The sequence below is a fragment of the Herbaspirillum sp. genome (assembly GCF_017744395.1).
Taxonomy (GTDB): domain Bacteria; phylum Pseudomonadota; class Gammaproteobacteria; order Burkholderiales; family Burkholderiaceae_D; genus Herbaspirillum.
Genome location: NZ_JAGIBI010000001.1, coordinates 268,752 through 292,029, shown reverse-complemented (window position 1 = coordinate 292,029; position 23,278 = coordinate 268,752). Strand labels below are relative to the sequence as shown.

Below are 23,278 nucleotides of genomic sequence, written 5' to 3'. Positions count from 1 at the left end.
ATGGTAGCGGCCGAAAATGACAGCCTTGTGACCCGGCAACGGGCGAATTGCCGCCCTCCTCTTGTATAATGTGCGGTTTGATCGCAAAAGAAACCGTCATGGAAGCAGAACGCCTCAATTCCCTCCAATCCTTGCTCGACGACCTGGCCACCCGCGCCACCGAGCTACGGAGGTATCTTTGACTTCGATGTGAAGTCGGAGAAACTCGAACAAGTCAACGCCGAACTGGAAGACCCGAACGTCTGGAACGACCAGAAACGGGCCCAGGACCTCGGCAAGGAAAAGAAATCGCTGGAAGCGATCGTCCACACCCTCATCAAGATCGACGCCGACCTGAACGACGCCCGTGATCTCTTCGAGATGGCGCGCGAGGAAAAGGACGAGGACACCATCGTCGCCATCGAAAGCGATGCCGAAGGCCTGAAGAAGCTGGTCGAGGAAATGGAGTTCCGCCGCATGTTCAGCGGCCCGATGGACGCCAACAACTGCTTCATCGACATCCAGGCCGGCGCCGGCGGCACCGAGGCGCAGGACTGGGCGTCCATGCTGCTGCGCCAGTACCTGCGTTATTGCGAACGCAAGGGCTTCAAGGCCGAGATCATGGAACAGTCCGACGGCGAAGTGGCCGGCATCAAGACCGCCACCATCAAGGTCGAGGGCGAATACGCCTACGGTTTCCTGCGCACCGAGACCGGCGTGCACCGCCTGGTGCGCAAGTCGCCATTCGACTCCAGCAACGGCCGCCATACCTCGTTCTCCAGCCTGTTCGTCTACCCGGAAGTCGACGAATCCTTCGAGATCGAGATCAACCCGGCCGACGTGCGCGTGGACACCTACCGCGCTTCCGGCGCCGGCGGCCAGCACATCAACAAGACCGACTCCGCGGTGCGCCTGACGCACGCGCCGTCCGGCATTGTCGTGCAGTGCCAGAACGACCGCAGCCAGCACCGCAACCGCGCCGAAGCCTGGGACATGCTGCGCGCCAAGCTGTTCGAACTGGAACTGCGCAAGCGCATGAGCGAGCAGCAGAAACTGGAAGACTCCAAGACCGATGTCGGCTGGGGCCACCAGATCCGCTCCTACGTGCTGGACCAGTCCCGCATCAAGGACTTGCGCACCAACCATGAAACCGGCAACACCAAGGCGGTGCTCGACGGCGACCTCGACGACTTCATCGCCGCTTCGCTGAAACAGGGCGTCTGACGTCGCATGCCGCGGGGTTCGCTCCGCGGCATCGCCACCTCCGGCCGACCGTTCAACATTCACGATTTCCAACCATGACCACGCAAAACAACAACGCTGCACAAGCAGCACCTGCAGCCGACGAGAACAGCATCATCGCCGAACGCCGCGCCAAGCTGGCCGCGATCCGCGAACAAGGCGTCGCCTTCCCCAACGATTTCCGCCCGGCCGACAAGGCCTCCGACCTGCACGCCAAATACGACGGCCTGGAAAACGAAGCGCTGGAAGCCAACCCGGTAACCGTCTCGGTGGCCGGCCGCATGATGTTGAAGCGGGTCATGGGCAAGGCCGCCTTCGCCACCCTGCAGGATGCCTCGGGCGCGCGCGCCGACGGCCGCATCCAGCTCTACGTGACCAAGGACGTGACCGGCGACGAAGCCATGGCCGCCTTCAAGCACTACGACCTGGGCGACATCCTGGGCGCCGAAGGCACGCTGTTCAAGACCAAGACCGGCGAGCTGTCGGTCAAGGTGACCAGGCTCAAGCTGATCACCAAGTCGCTGCGCCCGCTGCCGGACAAGTTCCACGGCCTGGCAGACCAGGAAATGAAGTACCGCCAGCGCTATGTCGACCTGATCATGAGCGAGGAAACCCGCCGCACCTTCAAGGCGCGCACCGCCGCCATGTCGTCGATCCGCCGCTTCATGGAAACCAATGGTTTCATGGAAGTGGAAACCCCGATGCTGCACCCGATCCCGGGCGGCGCCGCGGCCAAACCCTTCATCACCCACCACAACGCGCTGGACATGCAGATGTTCATGCGCATCGCGCCCGAGCTGTACCTGAAGCGCCTGGTGGTGGGCGGTTTCGAGCGCGTGTTCGAAGTCAACCGCAACTTCCGCAATGAAGGCGTCTCGCCGCGCCACAATCCGGAATTCACGATGATGGAGTTCTACGCCGCCTACGTGGATTACCAGTGGCTGATGGGCTTCACCGAACAGGTGATCCGCCAGGCCGCGATCGACGCCCACGGCACCGCCGTGCTGACCTACCAGGGCCGCGAGCTGGACCTGTCCAAGCCGTTCGACCGCCTGACCATCACCGGCGCGATCCTGAAGTACGCGCCGCAGTACACCGAAGCGCAACTGGCCGACATCGACTTCCTGCGCACCGAACTGAAGAAGTTCGGCGTCAAGACCGACCAGGCTCCGCTGGCCGGCGCCGGCATCGGCTCGCTGCAACTGGCGCTGTTCGAAGAGACCGCCGAATCGCAGTTGTGGAACCCGACCTACATCATCGACTACCCGGTCGAAGTCTCGCCGCTGGCGCGCGCTTCCGACACCGTGCCGGGCATCACCGAACGCTTCGAGCTGTTCATCACCGGCCGCGAGATCGCCAACGGCTTCTCCGAGCTCAACGACGCCGAAGACCAGGCCGCGCGCTTCCAGGCGCAGGTGGCCGCCAAGGACGCCGGCGACGAAGAGGCGATGTACTACGACGCCGACTACATCCGCGCGCTGGAATACGGCATGCCGCCGGCCGGCGGCTGCGGCATCGGCATCGACCGCCTGATGATGCTGATCACCGACTCGCCCAACATCCGCGACGTGATCCTGTTCCCGCACCTGCGCCGCGAAGACTAAGAACCTGTTCACGATCTCGCCGGGAGTCGGTCAAATGTCATTTCAGGATGAGATGCAAGGCGCAAAACGCAGCCGGGCCGGTTGGCCCGGCGAGGCTTTGCAACGCCGCAGATCGCCTGAAAGGGCATTTGAACGGCCCCGGACGAGATCGTGAACAGGTTCTAAGCGCCTGCCCACCGCACCCCGGCTCCGGGGTGCGGCTTTCCCTGCGATCGTCCCTCCCGCGCAACATTGCCGTAGCGGCAACGAACCCCGGCCAATCCGCACCAATCCCCCATGGCATGCGATGCCGCGCCTGATGGGACTGCCATCCATTACAAGTTTTTACAACTGACACACTAACGGGATTTTTTTCGTCCCCGCATCTCGCCATAATTCGAATCACATCAACACAATAAATGGAGAGGCCATCATGGACACCCCTGTTATCAAACAAGCATCCTCGAATCGTCTGCACCCGCTGGTCGCCGGTGCTGCGGTTGCCGTCATCCTGGTCAGCCTGATCGGCGTCGCCGCCATGACCGGCCTGATCCCCAATTCGAACAGCACCAACTCGCCGCAGCAACAGGCAGCGCTGGCACAGCAAGCTCAACAAGCCGAGCAACAACAGCAGCAGCAAGCACAAGCCAGCGCCCAACAACAAGCACGACAGGCGCAACAAGCAGCCCCGGCCCGACAAGCCGTCAGAGCAGCTGCCCCCGGCCAGGCAGCACCGGCTCCCGCCATTTGCAATAGCTGCGGTGAAGTGGTCGCCGTGCGCGCCATCCAGCACACCCCCAGCACCAGCGGCGTGGGCATTGCCGGCGGCGCCATCGTCGGCGGCCTGCTGGGCAACCAGATCGGCGGCGGCACCGGCCGCACGCTGGCAACCGTCGCCGGCGCAGTAGGCGGCGGCTATGCCGGCAATGAAGTGGAAAAGCGCGCCCGCACCACCACCTCCTATGAAGTCGACGTGCGGATGGAAAACGGCAAGACCCGCAGCTTCCCGCAAACCGCCGACAACTGGCGCGTCGGCGACCAGGTTCGCGTAGTCAACGGCCACCTGGAAGGCCGCGGCTAAGCGACCTCGGCAATCCCCGGTCGAGAAAGCCCTTCGATGCAAATCGGAGGGCTTTTTTCATTGGCGCCGGAATTTCCCGGCACAGGCTGCCATCCCATAAAAACCATTATTTCCATCAAACAATCAAACATGGCATTGTTGCATTAACGGCAAATAATTCTGGCCAATTCCCGCCTGCTGAAACATCCTGCTCCCAGAAAGGGCCTCAACCGGCAGATGAGAACGATTAACGCTGGCAACATTCATCCCGGACGGTTAGACTTTTGCAAAAAAACACGCCCACGCTACGGGCGGCCAGGGAAATGCATCCGGGAAACACAAAGCGCACGCCAAACCGCCGCGCCATCCCGTATGTCCGGGGGCGAACGGTTCGCCAGAAAGACCGCCGGCTTGAATGCCGGCAAACGAAGATTTATGGACTCACCGTCATCCATTGACAACACCGAAACCTTTGCCGGCTTGCTGACCGAAGAACGCCATGGCGGCCCGCACAAGGAGCATGCCGTCCTCCTGTTGCACGGCCTGTGCGGCTCCCAGCTCGAGCTGGGCTCGATCCCCAAGCAATTGAAGAAGGTCGGCTGCACCGTCATTCCGATGGTCATCGACAACTATTCCGCGTCGCTGACCAATTCGCAGGTCACGCCCAATTGGGAAGACTGGTGCGCCGCCGTCGAAAGCAAGGTGGCGCGCCTGCGGGAAGAGTTCAAGACGGTTTCCATCTGCGGCCTCAGCATGGGCGCGACGCTGGCGCTGGCAGTCGCTTCGCGCAGCAGCGAACTGCTGAGCGTGGTGCTGCTGTCGCCGGTGCTGCAATATGACGGCTGGTCGGTGCCTTGGTACCAGAACCTGCTGCGGGTGTTCTATGACATGGGCATCCGCAACTGGTCGTACAAGGAGAGCGAACCCTACGGCATCAAGAATTTCGACATGCGCCGGCGCGTGGCCAGCGCCCTGGAAAAGGATGGCGTGGCGGCAGTCGGCGCGGCGTCGATACCGGCGCGCCACCTGCGCGCGGCGCAGCGGATGATGGCTTATGTGCGGGAATCGCTGCCGCTGGTGCGCGCCAACATCCTCATCATCCATTCCATCGACGACGAAACCGCCTCGCCGAAGAACGCGGAACTCATCCTGCAAGGCATTTCATCGGAAGTGCGCAAGGTGATCTGGCTGGGAGACTGCTACCACATCATCACCGTCGACAACGAGCGCGAGATCGTGACCAATGAAACGGTCATGTTCATCAAGCGCGGCATCGACCTGCACGGTAACGAGCTGTCGCGCAAGTACCTGGCGCACTCCTCGCCGCTGAAGGACCGCCGCCAGTAACGCAAACACGACATCGCAAAAAAAAGCCATTCCGTCAGTTTTTTGACAGATGCGTTTCTTAACATGAGGATATTGCGCCGTGGCGCAATGCAAGAGAAGATGACTTCAACCCGCCCCCATTCCAGAGTCCTCATGAGGCTGATCAAACTCAAGAACGCGAAGAGCTGGCGCCCGCAGGGCCTGCGGCCGCTTTACTTCAGCGTGACCGGTTTCATCATGGCCTTCGGCCTGCGCTATGCCTTGGCGCCCATTGTCGACGAATCCATGTCGATGCTGTTTTTCGCGGTCAATTGCATCGTCATCAGCTACCTGGCCGGCTACCTTTATGCGCTGGGACTGCTAGCCGTCAGCATTCCCACCGCGATGTTCTTCTTCCGCAAGCCGTTCTACATGATCGACGGCCTCAACGACAAGGACATCTTCATGATCATCGTCTACACCGTGATCGTGATGACCGCCTCCATCATCATCGAATGGCTGCAGCGCGAGCGCTATGCCGCGGTGCTGCAGCAACGCGTCTCCGAGACCCGCTACCAGCTACTGATCGAATCGGACCAGGCGCGCCGCGCCGAATATGCCAAACAGTTCGAAGGCGATGCCATAGTGGAAAGCTAGGGCCGAGCGTCCTTCAGCGCGCAAGCTTGCGCAGTATTCCTCCCAGTCGCCCGATCAACGGCAAGAACTGGTCTTCCGACGTATCGCCATAACCGATCACCAGGCCATTGCAGGTCGCCTTCGGACGTGCTGCCGAAAACGACGACAGCGCCCCGACGTTGATCCCCGCCGCGCGCGCCGCGGCGCTGATGGCGGCGTCGTCATAAGCCTCGGGCAGCCGCACCGTCAGGTGCAGCCCGCTGTCGCCGCCCAGCACCTCATGTTCCATCTTCAGGTGCGAGGCCAGCGCCTCCCGCAGCGCCCGCTGGCGCTCCCGGTATAAACGCCGCATGCGCCCCAAGTGCCGCGAGAACTGGCCGCTGGCGATGAACTCCGCCAATGCCAGCTGCTCCAGCCGATGGCCGCCGCGCAACAGTTCGGCCAGCGCCGGGTAAGCCCCCTCTCCCGCCGACTTCGGCAATACCAGGAAACCGATGCGCAAGGCCGGGAACATGGTCTTGCTGAACGTCCCCACATACAGCACAGGCGCCCGCGGCAACAGCCCCTGCATGGCCGGCACCGGATGGCCACGATGACGGAACTCGCTGTCGTAGTCGTCTTCGATGATCCAGCTGCCGGCCCGATGCGCCTGCTCTATCAACGACAGCCGGCGCGCCAGCGACAGCACGGCGCCGGTCGGATACTGGTGCGAAGGCGTGACATGCACCAGCCGCGCCGGCCTGGTGCGCCACAGGCGTTCGGGAATCACAATCCCCTCGCTATCCACCGCCATGCCCACCGTCTTCAGGTCGCCGGCGTGGAAGGCCGTACGCGCCCCGCCATAGCCGGGATCCTCCACCCAGGCTGTGTCGCCGGGATTGGAAAACAGGCGCACGCACAGCGACAAGGCGCCTTGCGCGCCCTCCGTCACCACCACCTGCGCTGCCTCGCAGCGCACACCGCGCGCCACCCGCAAATACTGCGCGATGGCGCTGCGCAACGCCGGCTCGCCCAGGGGATCGCCATATCCCAGCACCTGCGGCGGCGCCCGCCGCAATGCGCGCTCCTGCGCCCGCAGCCAGGCGTTGATGGGAAACCGGTTCAAGGCCGGCATGCCCGGCGTCAGCGGCAGGCTGCGGTCGCCGGCATCGCGCGTAAGCGCCAGCGTCTGCACCCGCCGCGACTGTAGCGGAGCCGGAGCGGCCTTGGCGGGAACCTCCACCGCCGGCTTGCGCGGCAGGGAAGACAGCGACGACAGCGGCGCCACCCGCGTGCCCTGGCGGTCGGCCTGGGCATATCCCTCGGCGCTCAATTGCTCGTACACCGCCAGCACGGTATTGCGGGAAACCTGCAGCTCCTCGCACAACGCGCGCGAGGAAGGCAGCCTGCTCCCGGCGGCCAGGCGTCCGTCCAGGATGGCTTGCTTGAAACGCGCCAGCAACTGCCGCTGGCGCGACGGCACGCCGGGGCCATCGGCCAGCGCGGAAAAAAGGAGAGGATCCGTCATGGGTCGGGCGGCAAAAATCGTGGCTCCATAAGATAAGGACATAGTGGCACTTTTTATGATGCCACGAAAGCGCTATCGTTTGAACCATTCCAACCGCAAGCGTCCCGCCGACGCCAACCACGCCATGAGCCAAGACAACAAGAGCCCCGCCACCAACGCCTGGAACCAGCCCATCGGCTTCCCCCTGCCCGACTGGCAAGCCCGCCCGCTCCCGCAGCGCATCGTGCTCGAAGGCAGCTACTGCCGGCTGGAACCGGTCAATGCCGAGCGCCATGCCGCCGACCTCTACCAAGCCTTTGCCCAGGCGCCGGACGGCAGCGACTGGACCTACATGACGGGCGGCCCCTTCCCCGATCAGGCCTCTTACCGCAACCATGCGCAAGCCCTGGAAAAGAGCGAAGACCCGCTGCACTACGCCGTCATCGACAAGGCCAGCGGGCGCGCCGTCGGCACCCTGGCGCTGATGCGCATCGAGCCGAAGCATGGCGTGATCGAGGTCGGGCATGTCGCGCTATCGCGCCAGCTCAAGCGCACACGCGTGGCCACCGAGGCGCAATTCCTGCTGATGCGCTACGCCTTCGAGCAACTGGGCTACCGCCGCTATGAATGGAAATGCGACAGCCTCAACACCCCCTCGCGCAACGCGGCGCTGCGACTCGGCTTCAGCTTCGAAGGGATCTTCCGCCAGGCCATCGTCTATCGCGGCCGCAACCGCGACACGGCCTGGTTCTCCATCATCGACGGCGAATGGCCGGCGCTGCGCGGCGCCTTCGAACGCTGGCTGTCCCCGACCAATTTCGACAGCCAGGGCCAACAGCGCCAGTCGCTGTCAGCTTTGCGAGCATGATGCGATGACCTCGCGCTCAAGCCTGCTTGAGCGCCCATAAGGCCTCCAGCATGTACCGCGTGGCCGGCTCGGGCTCGCCGGTACGGTGCGCGATCCCCAGCGGCCGCCATAGCTTCGGCTTGAGCGGCCGCATGGCGATGCGCGGATCGGCGGGCGGCCCACCCATGTCCTGCTGGCCGACTTCATGCGGCAGCAAGGTCGCGCCATAACCGGCCGCCACCAGGCTTTTCACCGCATCGTTGAAATTGAGCTGGATGCGCGCCGCCGGGTGCTCGCCGGCCGCCGCGAACCACTCCGTCGTCAGGCGCGACAACCGCGTATTGGGCGCATTCAGGATCAGCGGCTGCGCCGCCAGCCATTGCGGCGTGACCGTGCGCGGCGCATTCCAGCCGGCCGGCACGAATGCCATCACCGGATCGCGCCGCCACGGCTTGACCGACAAGCCGTCCACCGCCGCCTGCGGCAGCGCCACCAGGCCGATATCGAGCGTGCCGCCGGACAGCCGCGCCAAGGTCTCTTCCGAGGTCAGCACCATCACCTGCACATCGATGCCGGGATGGCGCTGCCCCACCATCTCCAGCGCCTGCGGCAGCAGATAGGCGATGGCCCCGGTCGAGGCACCCAGGCGCACCCGCCCTTCCAGCCCCTGCACCTGGCGCTTGACCTCTTCCAGCGCCTGCTCGGCATCGGCCAGCAATTGCCGCGCCCGCGCCACCAGCGTCTCGCCCACGCCCGAAGGCCGCACCCGGCTGCGCTGGCGCAGCAGCAAAGTCGCGCCGACGCTGCTTTCCAGCTCGCTGATATGCAGGCTCACCGTGGGCGGCGCCAGGTGCAGCGCGCGGGCGGCGGCGGCAAAGGAGCCGAGGTCGACGATGGCGACCAGGGTACGCAGGCGGTCGAGATTGAGTTCGCGCATGGTGCCGTATGGAAATGGATTAAATCGAAACGATCATTCAGAAAACCTGAATCATCTCTTTTAAATATTCAACTTTTCCAATTATAGGGTTTACCGCAAGATGGCTGCCTGAACCCGTATCGACGTACCGACAGGAGCACATCGTGAGCAATCTTCCCCTGATTTTCATCGACGGCGACCAGGGCACTACCGGCCTGCAAATCAACGAACGCCTGCGCGGGCGCAGCGACCTGCGCCTGCTGAGCTTGCCCGCCGCCGAGCGCAAGGATGTGCGGCGCCGCGCCGAAGCCATCAACACCGCTGACATCGCCCTGCTGTGCCTGCCGGACGCCGCCGCGCGCGAAGCGGTGGCGCTGGTCGACAACCCCAAGGTGCGCATCATCGACGCCAGTTCGGCGCACCGCACCGATCCCGGCTGGACCTACGGTTTCCCCGAAATGTCATCCGACCAGCCCTCGCGCATCGCCACGGCGCTGCGCGTGACCAATCCCGGCTGCTACCCGACCGGCGCCATCGCTCTGCTGCGCCCGCTGGTACAGGCGGGACTGGTGCCGCCGGACTATCCGCTGGCGATCCACGCGGTATCGGGTTATTCGGGCGGCGGCCGCACCCAGGTCGAACAATATGAAGGCGAACATGCCGCCAACGCTGCCCCCTTCGTCACCTACGGCCTGGGCCTGCAACACAAGCATCCGCCGGAAATGCAATTGCACGCCGACCTGACCCAGCGCCCGGTATTTGTGCCGTCCTACGGCGCCTTCCGCCAGGGCATCGTCCTGACGATCGCCCTGCAGGCGCGCCTGCTGCCTGCGCATGCCAGCAAGGAAAGCCTGCGCGCGGCGCTGGAAAGCCACTATGCGGGCGCGCGCCATGTCAAGGTGCTGACGGCCGGGCAAAGCGCGACCACCGAACGTCTCGATCCCACCGCTCACAACAACAGCAACGACATGACGCTGGGCGTGTTCGGCAGCGACCAGGAAGGCCACTTCCTGCTATGCGCGGTCTTCGACAACCTGGGCAAGGGCGCCTCTGGCGCGGCGGTGCAGAACCTGGACCTGATGCTGCATGGCGCCTGACGCATTGCCCCGGCCAAAATGAATACGGCCCGCATCACTGCGGGCCGTATTGAAACAATGTGTCCGGCGCAGCCTCAGTTCATCTTCACGCCGGCCGCCTCACTCTCCTTGTAGATCGCCTCGATCAGGTCCTTGCCGACGCGCGAGGTCATGCTCTTGTGCACGGGCATCAAGGCCTTGCGCCATTCGGCCTTCTCTTCGTCGGTCAGGTAATAGACCTTGGTCTTGCCGGAAGCCTTGATAGCCGCCAGCGCATCGTCGTTCTCCTTCTGCGCGATGGTGTTGGCGTAGGCAGTGGCCTCCTTCATCGCGCCTTCCAGTTGGGTGCGGACGTCAGCCGGCAGCGAATCCCAGAATTTCTTGTTCACGATCACCGCATAGCCGATGTAGCCGTGGTCGGACACCGTCAGGTTGGATTGCACCTCATGCATCTTCTGCGTAAAGACGTTCGAAGGCGTGTTCTCGCTGCCGTCCACCACGCCGGTCTGCAACGCCTGGTACACCTCGGAGAACGCCAGCACCTGCGGATTGGCCTTCAGGGCGCGGAACTGCTCGTCCAGCACCTTGGAGGACTGGATGCGCATCTTCAAGCCACGGAAGTCCGTGACCTTGTGCAGGGGCTTGTTGGCCGTCATCACCTTCATGCCGTTGTCCCAATAGGCCAGGCCCTTGATGCCCTTGCCTTCCAGCTTCTGGAACAGCCCTTGTCCGACCGGCCCTTCGGTCACGCGCTGCAGCACCGCGCGGTTGGGGAAAATGTACGGCAGGTCGAACACCTCGAACTCCTTCACACCCAGCGGGCCGAACTTGGCCAGCGACGGCGCCAGCATCTGCACCGCGCCCAGTTGCAGCGCCTCCAGCTCTTCCTTGTCCTTGTACAGCGTGCTGTTCGGGTAGACCTCGACCTTCACGCGGCCCTTGGTGGCCTTCTCGGCCAGTTCCTTGAAACGCTCGGCGCCCTTGCCCTTGGGCGTATCGTTGGCCACCACGTGGCTGAACTTGATGACGATGGGCTGCTGCGCCGATGCCAGCGGCGCCAGCCCGGAAATGGCGATGGCGGCCAATGCGGTTCTTCTGAATCTGCTGAATGTTGTTTTGGTCATGCCGTGTCTCCTCCTGTGATGCCTTCAAACAAAGGCGTTAAAACACAATCAAGTCCCGCAAGCCCTCCCCGGTATGCAGGCGATCGAAACCGCGATTGATGTCGGCCAGCGCCAGACGCTCGCCCATCAGCTTGTCCACCGGCAGCTTGCCGGCCCGGTACAGCCCGATGTAGCGCGGGATATCGCGCAGCGGCACGCAGGAACCGATGTAGCTACCCTTGACGGTACGCTCCTCGGCCACCAGGCTGACCTGCTGCAGGTTCCACTTCTGGTCCGGCGCCGGCAGGCCGGCGGTGATAGTCATGCCGCCGCGCCGCGTCATGCGGTAGGCCGCTTCCATCGCCTGCACCGAACCCGCCATCTCGAAGGCGTAGTCGACGCCGCCGCGGGTCAGCGCCTTGACCTTTTCCACCGCATCCGGATCGCGCGCGTTCACCGTCGCGGTCGCGCCCAGTGCCTTGGCCACTTCCAGCTTGCTGTCGTGCAGGTCGACCGCGATCACCTCGCGCGCGCCGGAAGCCAGCGCCCCCAACATCGCGCACAGGCCGACGCCTCCCAGCCCCAGCACGGCAGCCGTGGTGCCGGCCTTGACCTCGGCGGTGTTGACCGCGGCGCCTACGCCGGTCAGCACCGCACAGCCGAACAGCGCGGCTTCCACCGGATCGATATCGGCCTCGATCTTGACGCAGGAGCGGCGCGATACCACCGCATGGTCGGCGAAGGCCGAAACGCCCAGATGGTGATGAATCGCGTTGCCATTCGCGTGCAGGCGACGACCGCCCGCCAGCAGCTCGCCCATGGTATTGGTCGCCGCGCCCGGCTCGCATAGCGCCGGGCGGCCTTCCATGCACGGCATGCAATGGCCGCAGCTAGGCACGAACACCAGCACCACCAGGTCGCCGGCGCGCAGGTCGGTCACGCCGCTGCCCACCTGCACCACTTCGGCCGATGCCTCATGCCCCAGCGCCATCGGCACCGGACGCGGACGCACGCCGGTGATCACCGACAAGTCCGAATGGCACAGGCCGGCGGCCTTCATCTTCACCAGCACTTCACCGGGACCGGGCGGATCCAGTTCCAGTTCTTCTATTTTCAGCGGCTGGCTTTGCGCAAACGGATGCACGTCGGTCATCTCGCGCAAAACGGCTGCCTGGATTTTCATGTCTCGCTCCTCTGTTGAATTGGAAAGAAACAGGCAGGTTACACGAGGCCGCCGCGTTGCAGGAAACGCTGCGCCTGCAGGATCACCGGCTTGTCGATCATCCTGCCGTCCAGGGAAATGGCCCCGCCGTCGCCCTTGTCCACCGCCGCCATCACCGCGCGCGCCCAGGCCAGTTCCTGCGCCGTTGGACGGAAACCCGCGTTGACCGCCGCCACCTGTTTGGGATGGATGCACAGCTTGGCGCCGAAACCCAGGTGCAGTGAACGCTGCACAGCGGCCACCAGGAACGGCATGTCGTCGAACGCGGCGGTCACACCGTCGATGGGCGGTGCGATTCCGGCCAGGCGGGAAGCCAGCACCATCTCCACCCGCAAATGCGCCAGTTCGCTCTCGACGGCATCGCATTGCATGCCCAGGTCGACCTGCAGGTCGATGGAACCGAACGCCAGTCGCACCACGCCGGCCATGCGCGCAATCTCGCGCATGGCGGCGATGCCGGCTGCCGTCTCGATCAAGGCGATCACGCCTTGCCCGCTGCCGCCCAGGCGTTTGGCGATGGCGGCAATCGCCGCCGGACTCTCCGCCTTGGGCAGCACGATGCCGGCGATCGGCATGCCGGTGAATGCGGCCACATCCGCTTCGTGCCAATCGGTATCGGCGGCATTGACGCGCACCCACAGCCTGGGCTGCGGGCCGTGCTGCCGCAACCATTCATCCAGTGCGGCACGCGCCTCTACCTTCAGTTGCGGACCAACCGCATCTTCCAGGTCGACGATCACCGCGTCGGCGCCGCTGTCCAGCGCCTTGGCATAGCGCTCCCTGCGGTTGGCCGGCACGAACAAGTAGCTGGTCGGCAGCGCTGCCATCAGACCGCTCCCCGCTCGCGCATCGCCGCGATCTGCCCGGCCTCATAACCCAGCCCGGCCAGGATGCTGTCGGTATGCTGGCCCAGCGACGGCACCGCATCCATGCGGTAGTCGTAGCTGTCGTTGGCGCCCGGCGGCAGCAGCGCGGGCAGCATGCCGGCCGGCGAAGCGACCTCGGTCCAGCGCCGGCGCGCCGCCAGTTGCGGGTGCTGCCACAGGTCTTGCATGGTGCTGACGCCGGCGTTGGCGATCTGCGCTTCGTCCAGGCGCGCCACGACCTGCTCGGCGCTCATGCCGGCAAACATCTTGAGGATCAGCGCGCGTAGTGCATCGCGATGCTCATGGCGGCGCGAGTTGTTGGAGAAGCGTTCGTCGGTCGCCAGCGCCGGATCCTGCAGCACCACCTCGCAAAACACCTTCCACTCGCGCTCGTTCTGCAGGCCCAGCATCACGGTCTTGCCGTCGCCGGCGGCAAACGGGCCGTAGGGATAGATGGTCGCGTGCTCGGCGCCCGAGCGCACCGGCGCCGACGCGCCCTGGTAGGCGTAATACATCGGGAAGCTCATCCATTCGGTCAGCGCCTCCAGCATGGAGAGGTCGATATGGCTGCCACGGCCATCGCGCCCGCGCTTGATCAGTGCAGCGAGAATATTGGAATAGGCATACATGCCGGCGGCGATGTCGGCGATCGAGCAGCCGGCCTTGGCCATCTCGTCGCGTGAACCGGTCACCGACAGGAAGCCGGCCTCGCTCTGGATCAGCAGGTCATAGGCTTTCTTGTCGCGATAAGGGCCATCCTCGCCGTAGCCGGAGATGTCGCACACGATCAGGCGCGGATGCTTCTTGTGCAGCGCCTCGGCCGACAAGCCCAAACCGGCGGCGGCGCCCGGCGCCAGGTTCTGCACCAGCACGTCGGCCTGCTCCAGCAGCTTGCCGATGACCTGCTTGCCGTCCTCATCCTTCAAGTTCAGCGTCAGGCTTTCCTTGGAGCGGTTGGTCCAGACGAAATGCGACGACAAGCCATTGACGCGGGTATCGTAGCCGCGCGCGAAATCGCCCACGCCGGGGCGTTCGATCTTGATCACGCGGGCGCCGAGGTCGGCCAGCTGGCGCGTGCAGAACGGCGCGGCGATCGCGTGTTCGAGGCTGATGACGGTGATGCCCTCCAGCGGGCGGTTCGATGGCAGCATGGCGTTTCCTTGTTGACGTTTTCGCACCGCTCGTCAGAACGAGCGCGGCAAGCCCAGCACGTGTTCGGCCACGTAGGAATAGATCAGGTTGGTCGAGATCGGCGCCACCTGGTACAGGCGCGTCTCGCGGAACTTGCGCTCGACGTCGTATTCGCAGGCGAAGCCGAAGCCGCCGTGCGTCTGCAGGCAGACGTTGGCCGCTTCCCACGAAGCCTTGGCCGCCAGGAACTTGGCCATGTTGGCCTGGGCGCCGCAGGGCTGGTGCGCATCGAACAGCTCGCAGGCCTTGTAGCGCATCAGGTTGGCGGCCTCCAGCTCGATATAGGCGTCGGCGATGGGGAACTGCACGCCCTGGTTCATGCCGATCGGGCGGTCGAACACCACGCGCTCCTTGGCGTACTGCGCGGCCTTGTCGATGAACCAGTAGCCGTCGCCGATGCACTCGGCGGCGATCAGCGTGCGCTCGGCGTTCAAGCCGTCGAGGATGTACTTGAAGCCACGGCCCTCTTCGCCGATCAGGTTTTCCGCCGGGATTTCCAGGTTGTCGAAGAACAGTTCATTGGTCTCGTGATTGACCATGTTCAGGATCGGCCGCACCTCCATCCCGCGGCCGATCGCTTGCTTCAGATCGACGATGAAAATCGACATGCCCTCCGATTTCTTCCTGACCTGTTCCAGCGGCGTGGTGCGCGCCAGCAGGATCATCAGGTCGGAATGCTGGATGCGCGAGATCCACACCTTCTGGCCGTTGACCACGTAGCGGTCGCCCTTCTTCACGGCCACGGTCTTGATCCTGGTGGTGTCGGTGCCGGTGGTGGGTTCGGTCACGCCCATCGACTGCAGGCGCAGTTCGCCGCTGGCGATCCTGGGCAAGTACTGTTGCTTCTGCTGCTCGGAACCATGGCGCAGCAGCGTGCCCATGTTGTACATCTGGCCGTGGCAGGCGCCGGAGTTGCCGCCGGTGCGATTAATCTCTTCCATGATCACCGAAGCCTCGGTCAGACCCAGGCCGGAGCCGCCGTACTCCTGCGGGATTAGCGCCGCCAGCCAGCCGGCCCTGGTCAGCGCCTCGACGAACTCTTCCGGATAGCCGCGCGCTTCATCCACCCGGCGCCAGTATTCGGGAGGAAAGGTATTGCACAGATCGCGCACGGCATCGCGCAGATCGCCATACGCGTCGTTGGGCGCCTGGTAAGACATGATGAATCTCCGAGATAGGAAATGAATGTGTATCAGGCCAAGTCAGGCCAGAATAGCCTCAGCCTGCATCGCCAGCTCGCCGCGCAGGTTCTGCGCCCACAGCGAGGCCGACTTGCCGTCGGCGGCCAGTTTTCCGCACAGATCGAAGCCCTCGGTGTCGAACAGGCTGCCCACCGCGCGGAAATTGAATTCGCGCAGCACCGCCTGCGGCATCTCGCGCGCCAGCAGGTCAGCCAGCAAGGTAGCGATCAGCGGGCCGTGCACGATCAGGCCGGGATAGCCTTCGACGCCGGTAACGTAGCTGCGGTCGTAATGGATGCGATGGCCGTTGAAAGTCAACGCCGAATAACGGAACAGCAGCACCGGATCGGGATCGACGCGGCGCTTCCACTGCGCATCCGTCGGCGCCGCCTTGGGCGCAACCGCCGCCGTGCCCGGCTGCGGCAGGTCGCGGTAGACGATGTCGTGCTCTTCATGCAGGCAGACCCGGCCGCCGTGGCCAATCTCATGCTTGACGGTAACGAAGGCCAGCGCGCCGGTGCGGCCCTGCTTGACGTCGACGCTGGCGATGCGCGAAGTCTTCTGCGCCACCGCGCCGATCGGCAGCGGCGCCTCGAAACGCAGGCGGCCGCCGGCCCACATGCGGCGCGGCAAGGGTATCGGCGGCAGGAATCCACCGCGCCGGGGATGGCCGTCAGCGCCGATTTCGGATTCCTTGCACACGGTCCAGAAATAGATCCAGTGCCACAGCGGCGGCAAGGCGTCGCCCGCCTGCGGCTGGCGCGGGCCGTCGATGGTAGCCGCCAGCGCGGCGGCGAAGGCAGGATTGATGAAGTCTTCGCGGTGTTCGCTCTTGTCTACCCATTGCCGCAACATCGCCAGGTCTAGCTCCGAATTCGCCATGTACTTCTCCGCATCCTTACCGTTTCATTGGAATGCGGGCAAGTCTGTCCCGGCGCCAGCGCCCGGGCAATCTGTATTTTTGGAAGGGGGGCTTTGGTCGCAGTGAAGCCTCGCGCATGCGGCAACGCAGCAAGGAGAGCGCACATGCACAACGGAAAATCGGCGTAACATGGCTCAGCACCGATTCCTTCAGCCACCTTCAGCGGATCACACCATGCTCTTCGACCTGACCGACCTGCGCCTCTTCATCCTGATTGCCGAACTCAACAGTCTCACGCGCAGCGCCGAGCGCATGAATCTCTCGCTGGCGGCCACCAGCAACCGCATCAAGGAACTGGAGACGCGCTTCGGCACCCGCCTGCTCTACCGCGAAAGCAAGGGCGTGCAACTGACCCCGGCCGGGCAGACGCTACTGCATCATGCGCAACAGTTCATGCAGCAGGTGGAACACCTCAAGAGCGACATGCAGCAGTACAACAACGGCATCAAGGGCTACATCCGCATCTTCGCCAACACCACCGCCGTGACCGAATTCATGCCCGAGATCCTGGGCAAGTTCCTGGCGCTCTATCCGCAAGTCAACGTGGCGCTGGAAGAACGGCTGAACCACGACATCATGCGCGGCATCCAGGAAGGCACGGCCGACATCGGCATCGTGGCCGGCCCGGTGCAGGGCGATGGCCTGGAAATCCTCAATTTCTCGACCGACCGCCTGGTGCTGGTCACCGCGCTGGAACACCCGCTGGCCGGCGCCGGCCCCCTCCCGTTCGTGGAAACGCTGGAGTATGAGCACATCGGCCTGCACGAAGGCAGCACCCTGCACCACTTCCTGAACAAGATCGTTTCCGAAAACGGCCAGCGGCTGAAGCTGCGCATCCAGGTACGCAGCTTCGAGGCGATGTGCCGCATGATCGAAACCAACGTCGGCATCGGCATCGTGCCGCTGTCGGCCGCGCAGCGCCACCAGCAGACCATGCAGCTCGCCATCGTCGAACTCTCCGACCCGTGGAGCGTGCGCGAGCGCAGCATGGTGTTCCAGGACATCGACACGCTATCGCCGCACGCGCGCAACCTGGTCGACTTCATCGGCGAACAGATGGCGCAGCCGCAGGCGGCCGACGACGACAAGGTCAGCGCCATCGCCGACGCGGCGAAGAAGAAAAACGCGAGGGAAAAGAAAAGGGCCTAATCAGCCTTCGGCCATCATCCACACCGACAACAGCAGCAACGCACCGCAAAACAGGATGCGCAAGCGCCGCTCCGGCAGATGGTGCGCCAGCGCCACGCCCCATGAGATGCTGAGCACGCCGCCCAGCGCCATCGGAATCCCCACGGCCCAATCGACATGGCCGGCATGGGCATAGGTCCACAGCGCCACCAGTGTCCCCGGCGTGACCATCGCCAGGCCCAGCCCTTGCGCCGCAGTCTGCGTAGCGCCGAAAAAGGCGGTCAGCATCGGCACCGCCACGATCGCCCCGCCCACGCTGAAAAATCCCGCCGAAGCGCCGGCCGACATGCCCACCGCGAAGATATACCTGCGCGGCAGCACGATGGAAGATTGCACGCTGCGCTGCCGGCGCAGCAGCGTCCACAGGTAATACAGCGCCAGCAGCCCCATGAAGGCGGCGAAACAGAAATGCAGGCTGCGCGCATCGATGCTGGTGGCCATGCGCGCCGAGAAATACGTCGTCACTACCGCCGGCACGCACATCATCAGGGCCGAACTCCACTCGATCCTGTTGCGCTGCTTGTAGCGCCAGAACGCGATCACCACATTGGGCACGATCATCACCAGCGACGTGCCCTGCGCCAATTGCTGGTCCATGCCGTACAGATAACCCAGCACCGGAATGGCGATCAGTCCGCCGCCGATCCCGAACAACCCGCCGGTCGCTCCCAGCACGCCGCCCAGCAGGAAGTTGAGCAGGCTCGACAAAAACAAAGAATCCATCATCGGTGTAAAGTTATGCCTCTGCCGCGCGTGCAGGGCCAGGCATCATTGCCTGCCATGCAGGTTCGGCGTTCAAACAAGACAAGGAGACTGTCATGAGCGGCGCCATCGTATTCGCGTTGGAAATAGGCGTGGTTGCCATCATCGCGCTGGCTGTCTACATGGTGGTCAAGAAGTAGGCTCAGCAGAGCCTGCGAAGCCCGCCAGTGTAGCGCAGCCGCCCCCAGCTGTCATAAGCCGGGGCAATGCCCGCGCGCCGCCCGGCCAGATCTCCTGAAGTGCAATGGCATGCATGATGTACAACAATCGGCACAACAATTAGACGATAAGCGGCACGACCGCCCGTCAACCTACCTCATGCAAAGGAAGCAGCAAAATGGATTTAGGACTCAAAGGTAAAACCGCGCTGGTATGCGCATCGAGCAAAGGCCTGGGACGCGCCTGCGCGCTTTCGCTGGCGCGCGAAGGCGTGTCCGTGACCATGCTTGCGCGCGGCAAGGAAGCGCTGGAAGCCGCCGCCGCGGAAATCCGCGCCGAAGTTGCCGGAAACGGCGCCACCATCACCACCGTCGCCTGCGACATCACCACCGCCGAAGGCCGCGCCCTGGCCCTGGCCGCCTGCCCCACCCCGGACATCCTGGTGACCAACGCCGGCGGCCCCAAGCCGGGCGACTTCCGCGACTGGTCGCGCGACGACTGGATCGCCGCGGTCGACGCCAATATGCTGACCCCGATCGAACTGATCAAGGCCACCGTCGACGGCATGATCGCGCGCAAATTCGGCCGCATCGTCAACATCACCTCCAGCGCGGTGCGCGCGCCGATCGACATCCTCGGCCTGTCCAACGGCGCCCGCTCGGGCCTGACCGGCTTTGTCGCCGGCCTCTCGCGCAAGACCGTGGCGCATAACGTCACCATCAACAACCTGCTGCCCGGCCCCTTCCAAACCGACCGCCTGCGCGCCACCGCCGTCGGCGCCGCCCAGGAAAGCGGCCGGAGCGTGGACGACGTGCTGGCCGAACGCAGCAAGCAAAACCCGGCCGGCCGCTTCGGCGACCCGGCCGAATTCGGCGACGCCTGCGCCTACCTGTGCAGCGCCCAGGCCGGCTTCATCACCGGCCAGAACCTGCTGATGGACGGCGGCGCCTATCCGGGTACGTTCTGAGCGCCGGGTTTCAATCCGGAAAGATTGGGACGCGGCGCAAGTGATGTATAATGCGCCGCTCGCGATGCCTGCCCTGCGCAGGCATCCGCCGATCAAGGAGGTTTGGGTGAGTGGTTTAAACCAGCAGTCTTGAAAACTGCCGACGGGGTGACCCGTCCGTGAGTTCGAATCTCACAGCCTCCGCCAAAAGTTTGTGTTAGAAAGTGTTTTTCAATCCAAGAGCCCGCCTCAAGCTCAGTACTGACGCGGGTTTTTTGTTTTTTAACGTGTTTTTACGTGCATTGAAATCCTAGATTTTTAACGGTATGTTTCGCGGTATCAGCTAATACCGTTAAAACAGATAGCGTTCCGCATGAACACCGCCACACAAACCCCATCACCAATATCCCCCGCCATTGGGTCAGCGGCGGCGCAAAAATTCAGCCGCTGGGGTTGGATGACTTACCCGACTACCTGAACGCGGACTGGCGCACTGATGAAAAGCTAAATATCGGCAGCGCATTTATCTATCGACTCAGTCCCCCCACGAAGGACCGCGCCATCCTGATCGACTCGGCATTCGGCAGCAGCGTCATCATTCGTCTGGATTGATCCTATGCCTAAGATCGTTACCCCGCTCAATGACGCCAAGCTGCGCACTGCCAAGCCGAAGGAAAATGAGATTGCGGCTTTCCTTTTCTACGTAGAAATAAATCCGTTTCTATATTTTCAAAACAGAAATATTTCTTTGTTTAGAAGAAGATCTAGGTGAAGGAAAAGCTGCTACCCTCCCCTAACCAGGGGAAAATAATCCTTAGCACCGACACCCGTCTATTTTTTGCTGGGCGGCACTTCACCCGCATCTTATCTGTCGAGCAACCTATGCCATCGAATCATCGACACGCTCTATGCCTATCTGAAGGGCTGCTTGGACAGTGCGATCACCAAGGCTCATATCAAAAGCATCGAATGAAACGGTTTCTTATCCTCCTAACATTCCTTCCGATGCTCGCATTCGCGGAACCTGATGCAAGGGATTTCGTATCCTTGGAACGAAGCGTTGATTCGTGGGTTCTTCTCGGGAAGAAAGAGTCGTGGCAAGCCTTCAGAGCTAACAATTCAGAACATACTCCCGTTATCGGTCTGACCTTCGGCGAAGTCAACATCCAGACCCACGAGGCTCATACTCGGGAAGTCCAGATGGCTGTCGAATATTGCTGGGGCTACTGGAAAGATCCCAGCAATTATCCAGGAAACTTCCGATACAAACTCGACGGTGAAGAACACTGGCATTACGAGACAATGTACAACCACCCCGTGATGAAGGAGGAGTCGATCTTCCTTTGCGATCACCTTCGAGACATTCAGAAGAAAATGGGTGTTTACACAGGCGGAAAATGAGTCCCAATAACTCGCTCTGCCAGACATGCCCGGAAAACAGCCATGACAGGGCATCCGCCAGATCAGGCAAGCCGGTTCCCTTGCGGACATAGAGACCGAGAGTAGGCTTGTCGATATTCACGTAGAAATCGAATTCCTGTTGGCCTTGGGATTGCTGCATAGCGAGTCCCTCCTGAATTCTGAATGTTGGGGGCGAGAGTGGCATGCTCCCGCCCCAGAGGATGCCACGGCTACCTAAGTACCTTGGTTTTCCGTCTTTTTGCCGGCCTTGGTTTCCGCTGCCGCACGCTGCCTGGTTCCGTGCGTTTTTTCCGGCGGCTTAGGCGCCGCGTCTTTTTCCTTCCGGGATACGGTCAGAAGCCAGAAATTTCTACTTTAGACCGGTACTAATTCCGGGGTACGGTCACAAATACATATCTCTTTCTACTCTTTTTCCTACTGAAACTGTAATGGCAATGAGGCCGCAAACCTTAATTTAAAAGGCGCACGCGCGTCCATTCACGAATGCCCGCCAGCGACCAATCATGACACCGCCCTCCTCTCCCCAAAGATCAGGAAACTAATACCGGCGAGCACCCAGACAGCAATGCCGCTATAGAGCATGATCCCGCCAAAACCATGCACCAGCGCCGCACGGCCGATCTCCGCCAGCGTCTCCGCAGGCATGGATGCCCATGCGCCGGCGTTAGCGGAATGCATACTCCCGGATGCGATGCTATTGGCCAGTGCGCGCAACGATGCATCATCGGACGGTTTGGACAGCGCCGTTTGCAGATACTGCAATACCCCTTGCACCAGCAGAAAACCCATCAAGGCGATATTGATGGCCAGGGAGATCATGCGGGCGCTCATGTCGATGCCTGATGCCATGCCGGCGCGCGTGCTCGATACCGAACCCGTGGTGGTGTTGGTCACCGGAGTATTGATCATGCCCAAACCCGCGCCGGCCAACAGGCAGCCAGGCAGCACGCTCATCCAGCCCGCCTGTTCGATGCCGCTGCCGATGAACATCAGGAAGAACCCCAGCCCGATGATGAACAAGCCGGCGGGAATGACGATGCCGGGCCGGTAGCGCAATGCCAGGCGTTCGCCGATGGGCGGGAATATCAGCGTGGGCAAGGTGTAGGCCAGCAGCGACATGCCTGAGGCTGCGGGACCTTGGCCCAGCGCACTCTGGAAGTAAATCGGCAGGTAGATGATGAACGGCCAGAAACTGAAGTTCATCCCCACAGAGCCAAGCAGCGCCCCCGAGAAATTGCGCACCCGGAATACCGAAAAATCGAACATCGGGTGCGCTGCGCGCATCTCCACGACGAGGAACAGCACGAAACTGGCGGCGCTTGCCGCGATGATGCACAGGGCTGAAGCACTGCCGAATCCGGTGTCGGCGCCCTGGGTCACGAAGTAGGCAAGTCCCAGCACCGCGAGGGACAGGGTGACGATGCCGGCCAGGTCCAATTTCCTTGCATGCGGATCGCGCGATTCGCGCACGCCGGCGATGGCCAGGCCGAACGTCAGGGCCGCGATGAAGACGTGCGCCCAGAAGACCCACTTCCAACTGGACACGGCGACGATCAGGCCACCGATCAGCGGCCCAAATCCCAGCCCGATGCCAAAGACAATGCCCCAGATTCCGAACGCCCTGCCGCGTTCGGCTCCTTCGGGGAACTGGTGCGAGAGTACCGCCACCAGGCAAATGAGCATCGCCCCGCCGCTCGCCCCCTGCAAGAAACGACCGGCGATCAGGACCGGCGTACTCCATGCCAGGCCGCACAGCAGCGAGGCGATTCCAAACAGTGCGATTGAGAAAAGGAATACGCGCTTGCGGCCATAGCGGTCCGCCAGCGTTCCCGTTGCCATCAGTACGGCGGTGCAGGCAATGGTGTAGGCATTCATGATCCATTGGATGCCGCTGAAGTCGCTGTGCAGAACAACTTCCAGCGTGGGCAGGATCACCGGCACGCTGGAAATCTCCAACCCGAACATCAAGGCGGCCAGGCATACGGCCAGTAGCGCCACGGTGTTGCGCATGGCAAAGGGATGGTCTGTTTGCGGCCGGGCCGGCTGTTCGATGTCACGTACCTGCATGGTTGTTTCACTCCAGGATGTAGAACTCATTTCATCAATAGGCGTGAGATGCGTTCTAGATAAGGTGTGCGCGGCTGCCCACACTGCGGCACAGTTTATGGGAATAAATTTCCCATATT

At 63.0% G+C, this 23,278-nt stretch carries 20 protein-coding genes, 1 tRNA gene and 1 pseudogene; 12 read left to right on the top strand and 10 right to left on the bottom strand.

Annotation, left to right across the window (positions count from 1 at the left end; genetic code table 11):
* Positions 1-98 precede the first annotated feature (98 nt).
* The 5 genes from prfB to J7548_RS01290 all read left to right on the top strand — a co-directional run bounded on the left by prfB (position 99) and on the right by J7548_RS01290 (position 5,826).
* Positions 99-1,203, top strand: a protein-coding gene (gene prfB, locus J7548_RS01310) for a peptide chain release factor 2 (RefSeq protein ID WP_290969293.1) whose coding sequence is annotated in 2 segments (ribosomal slippage) — positions 99-179 and positions 181-1,203 — 1,104 coding nt in all. Because the reading frame shifts where the segments join, the coding sequence is not laid out codon by codon here.
* A 74-nt stretch (positions 1,204-1,277) separates the two neighbouring features.
* On the top strand, positions 1,278-2,825 hold the full coding sequence (gene lysS, locus J7548_RS01305; RefSeq protein WP_290969292.1) for a lysine--tRNA ligase: 1,548 nt from the start codon (positions 1,278-1,280) through the stop codon (positions 2,823-2,825).
* Between the two features lie 412 nt (positions 2,826-3,237).
* Positions 3,238-3,885, top strand: a complete 648-nt coding sequence (locus J7548_RS01300) for a glycine zipper 2TM domain-containing protein (protein WP_290969290.1) — start codon at positions 3,238-3,240, stop codon at positions 3,883-3,885.
* 414 nt (positions 3,886-4,299) lie between these two features.
* Complete coding sequence (locus J7548_RS01295; protein WP_290969288.1) at positions 4,300-5,211, top strand: alpha/beta fold hydrolase; 912 nt, start codon at positions 4,300-4,302, stop codon at positions 5,209-5,211.
* A 132-nt stretch (positions 5,212-5,343) separates the two neighbouring features.
* Complete coding sequence (locus J7548_RS01290; protein WP_290969286.1) at positions 5,344-5,826, top strand: DUF4118 domain-containing protein; 483 nt, start codon at positions 5,344-5,346, stop codon at positions 5,824-5,826.
* Positions 5,827-5,839: 13 nt separating this feature from the next.
* Here the strand turns inward: J7548_RS01290 and J7548_RS01285 are convergent, their stop codons facing one another.
* Positions 5,840-7,312 (bottom strand): PLP-dependent aminotransferase family protein, encoded by a 1,473-nt coding sequence (locus tag J7548_RS01285; protein WP_290969284.1) that lies wholly within the window; start codon positions 7,310-7,312, stop codon positions 5,840-5,842.
* 124 nt (positions 7,313-7,436) lie between these two features.
* Here J7548_RS01285 and J7548_RS01280 point away from each other — a divergent pair.
* Positions 7,437-8,153 (top strand): annotated as a pseudogene (locus tag J7548_RS01280) (GNAT family protein); the annotation flags it as partial.
* Between the two features lie 22 nt (positions 8,154-8,175).
* Here the strand turns inward: J7548_RS01280 and J7548_RS01275 are convergent.
* Complete coding sequence (locus J7548_RS01275) at positions 8,176-9,075, bottom strand: LysR substrate-binding domain-containing protein (RefSeq protein WP_290969280.1); 900 nt, start codon at positions 9,073-9,075, stop codon at positions 8,176-8,178.
* A 143-nt stretch (positions 9,076-9,218) separates the two neighbouring features.
* Between J7548_RS01275 and argC the strand changes: the two genes are divergently transcribed.
* Positions 9,219-10,151, top strand: coding sequence for an N-acetyl-gamma-glutamyl-phosphate reductase (gene argC / locus J7548_RS01270; protein ID WP_290969276.1), 933 nt, complete (start codon positions 9,219-9,221; stop codon positions 10,149-10,151).
* Between the two features lie 74 nt (positions 10,152-10,225).
* Here the strand turns inward: argC and J7548_RS01265 are convergent, their stop codons facing one another.
* The 6 genes from J7548_RS01265 to J7548_RS01240 are packed head-to-tail and all read right to left on the bottom strand — an operon-like array spanning position 10,226 to position 16,575.
* Positions 10,226-11,254, bottom strand: a complete 1,029-nt coding sequence (locus J7548_RS01265; RefSeq protein WP_290969273.1) for a TRAP transporter substrate-binding protein — start codon at positions 11,252-11,254, stop codon at positions 10,226-10,228.
* Positions 11,255-11,291: 37 nt separating this feature from the next.
* On the bottom strand, positions 11,292-12,416 hold the full coding sequence (locus J7548_RS01260) for a zinc-dependent alcohol dehydrogenase family protein (RefSeq protein ID WP_290969270.1): 1,125 nt from the start codon (positions 12,414-12,416) through the stop codon (positions 11,292-11,294).
* Positions 12,417-12,454: 38 nt separating this feature from the next.
* Complete coding sequence (locus J7548_RS01255; RefSeq protein ID WP_290969267.1) at positions 12,455-13,282, bottom strand: CoA ester lyase; 828 nt, start codon at positions 13,280-13,282, stop codon at positions 12,455-12,457.
* A complete protein-coding gene (locus J7548_RS01250; RefSeq protein ID WP_290969264.1) occupies positions 13,282-14,472 on the bottom strand; it encodes a CaiB/BaiF CoA-transferase family protein in 1,191 nt (396 codons plus the stop codon). Before J7548_RS01250 ends, J7548_RS01255 begins: the two co-directional genes overlap by 1 nt.
* Before the next feature lie 33 nt (positions 14,473-14,505).
* Positions 14,506-15,672, bottom strand: coding sequence for an acyl-CoA dehydrogenase family protein (locus J7548_RS01245; RefSeq protein WP_290969262.1), 1,167 nt, complete (start codon positions 15,670-15,672; stop codon positions 14,506-14,508).
* Positions 15,673-15,714: 42 nt separating this feature from the next.
* Complete coding sequence (locus J7548_RS01240) at positions 15,715-16,575, bottom strand: MaoC family dehydratase N-terminal domain-containing protein (RefSeq protein WP_290969259.1); 861 nt, start codon at positions 16,573-16,575, stop codon at positions 15,715-15,717.
* A 214-nt stretch (positions 16,576-16,789) separates the two neighbouring features.
* On the opposite strand from J7548_RS01240, the gene J7548_RS01235 reads away from it, so the two are divergent.
* On the top strand, positions 16,790-17,764 hold the full coding sequence (locus tag J7548_RS01235; protein WP_290969257.1) for a LysR family transcriptional regulator: 975 nt from the start codon (positions 16,790-16,792) through the stop codon (positions 17,762-17,764).
* Here J7548_RS01235 and J7548_RS01230 read toward each other — a convergent pair whose 3' ends face one another.
* The gene (locus tag J7548_RS01230) at positions 17,765-18,529 is read right to left on the bottom strand and encodes a sulfite exporter TauE/SafE family protein (protein ID WP_290969254.1); all 765 of its coding nucleotides are present in this window, start codon (positions 18,527-18,529) and stop codon (positions 17,765-17,767) included.
* Between the two features lie 373 nt (positions 18,530-18,902).
* Here J7548_RS01230 and J7548_RS01225 point away from each other — a divergent pair, with 373 nt between their 5' ends.
* The 4 genes from J7548_RS01225 (at position 18,903) to J7548_RS01210 (ending at position 21,071) form a co-directional block, all read left to right on the top strand.
* Positions 18,903-19,691, top strand: coding sequence for an SDR family oxidoreductase (locus J7548_RS01225; RefSeq protein ID WP_290969251.1), 789 nt, complete (start codon positions 18,903-18,905; stop codon positions 19,689-19,691).
* Positions 19,692-19,787: 96 nt separating this feature from the next.
* Positions 19,788-19,877 (top strand) — tRNA-Ser (locus J7548_RS01220).
* Positions 19,878-20,123: 246 nt separating this feature from the next.
* Complete coding sequence (locus tag J7548_RS01215; RefSeq protein ID WP_290969248.1) at positions 20,124-20,282, top strand: hypothetical protein; 159 nt, start codon at positions 20,124-20,126, stop codon at positions 20,280-20,282.
* Between the two features lie 357 nt (positions 20,283-20,639).
* Entirely contained in the window at positions 20,640-21,071 is a 432-nt protein-coding gene (locus J7548_RS01210; protein ID WP_290969245.1) for a hypothetical protein, read from the top strand.
* Between the two features lie 522 nt (positions 21,072-21,593).
* Here the strand turns inward: J7548_RS01210 and J7548_RS01205 are convergent.
* Entirely contained in the window at positions 21,594-23,159 is a 1,566-nt protein-coding gene (locus J7548_RS01205; RefSeq protein ID WP_290969242.1) for an MFS transporter, read from the bottom strand.
* Between the last annotated feature and the right edge of the window lie 119 nt (positions 23,160-23,278).

Bases quoted from the DNA above. Each gene is read 5' to 3' on its own strand.
- lysS (WP_290969292.1), top strand. From the start codon at position 1,278: ATGACCACGCAAAACAACAACGCTGCACAAGCAGCACCTGCAGCCGAC.
- J7548_RS01300 (WP_290969290.1), top strand. From the start codon at position 3,238: ATGGACACCCCTGTTATCAAACAAGCATCCTCGAATCGTCTGCACCCG.
- J7548_RS01295 (WP_290969288.1), top strand. From the start codon at position 4,300: ATGGACTCACCGTCATCCATTGACAACACCGAAACCTTTGCCGGCTTG.
- J7548_RS01290 (WP_290969286.1), top strand. From the start codon at position 5,344: ATGAGGCTGATCAAACTCAAGAACGCGAAGAGCTGGCGCCCGCAGGGC.
- J7548_RS01285 (WP_290969284.1), bottom strand. From the start codon at position 7,312: ATGACGGATCCTCTCCTTTTTTCCGCGCTGGCCGATGGCCCCGGCGTG.
- J7548_RS01275 (WP_290969280.1), bottom strand. From the start codon at position 9,075: ATGCGCGAACTCAATCTCGACCGCCTGCGTACCCTGGTCGCCATCGTC.
- J7548_RS01265 (WP_290969273.1), bottom strand. From the start codon at position 11,254: ATGACCAAAACAACATTCAGCAGATTCAGAAGAACCGCATTGGCCGCC.
- J7548_RS01260 (WP_290969270.1), bottom strand. From the start codon at position 12,416: ATGAAAATCCAGGCAGCCGTTTTGCGCGAGATGACCGACGTGCATCCG.
- J7548_RS01255 (WP_290969267.1), bottom strand. From the start codon at position 13,282: ATGGCAGCGCTGCCGACCAGCTACTTGTTCGTGCCGGCCAACCGCAGG.
- J7548_RS01250 (WP_290969264.1), bottom strand. From the start codon at position 14,472: ATGCTGCCATCGAACCGCCCGCTGGAGGGCATCACCGTCATCAGCCTC.
- J7548_RS01245 (WP_290969262.1), bottom strand. From the start codon at position 15,672: ATGTCTTACCAGGCGCCCAACGACGCGTATGGCGATCTGCGCGATGCC.
- J7548_RS01240 (WP_290969259.1), bottom strand. From the start codon at position 16,575: ATGGCGAATTCGGAGCTAGACCTGGCGATGTTGCGGCAATGGGTAGAC.
- J7548_RS01235 (WP_290969257.1), top strand. From the start codon at position 16,790: ATGCTCTTCGACCTGACCGACCTGCGCCTCTTCATCCTGATTGCCGAA.
- J7548_RS01230 (WP_290969254.1), bottom strand. From the start codon at position 18,529: ATGATGGATTCTTTGTTTTTGTCGAGCCTGCTCAACTTCCTGCTGGGC.
- J7548_RS01225 (WP_290969251.1), top strand. From the start codon at position 18,903: ATGGATTTAGGACTCAAAGGTAAAACCGCGCTGGTATGCGCATCGAGC.
- J7548_RS01210 (WP_290969245.1), top strand. From the start codon at position 20,640: ATGAAACGGTTTCTTATCCTCCTAACATTCCTTCCGATGCTCGCATTC.
- J7548_RS01205 (WP_290969242.1), bottom strand. From the start codon at position 23,159: ATGCAGGTACGTGACATCGAACAGCCGGCCCGGCCGCAAACAGACCAT.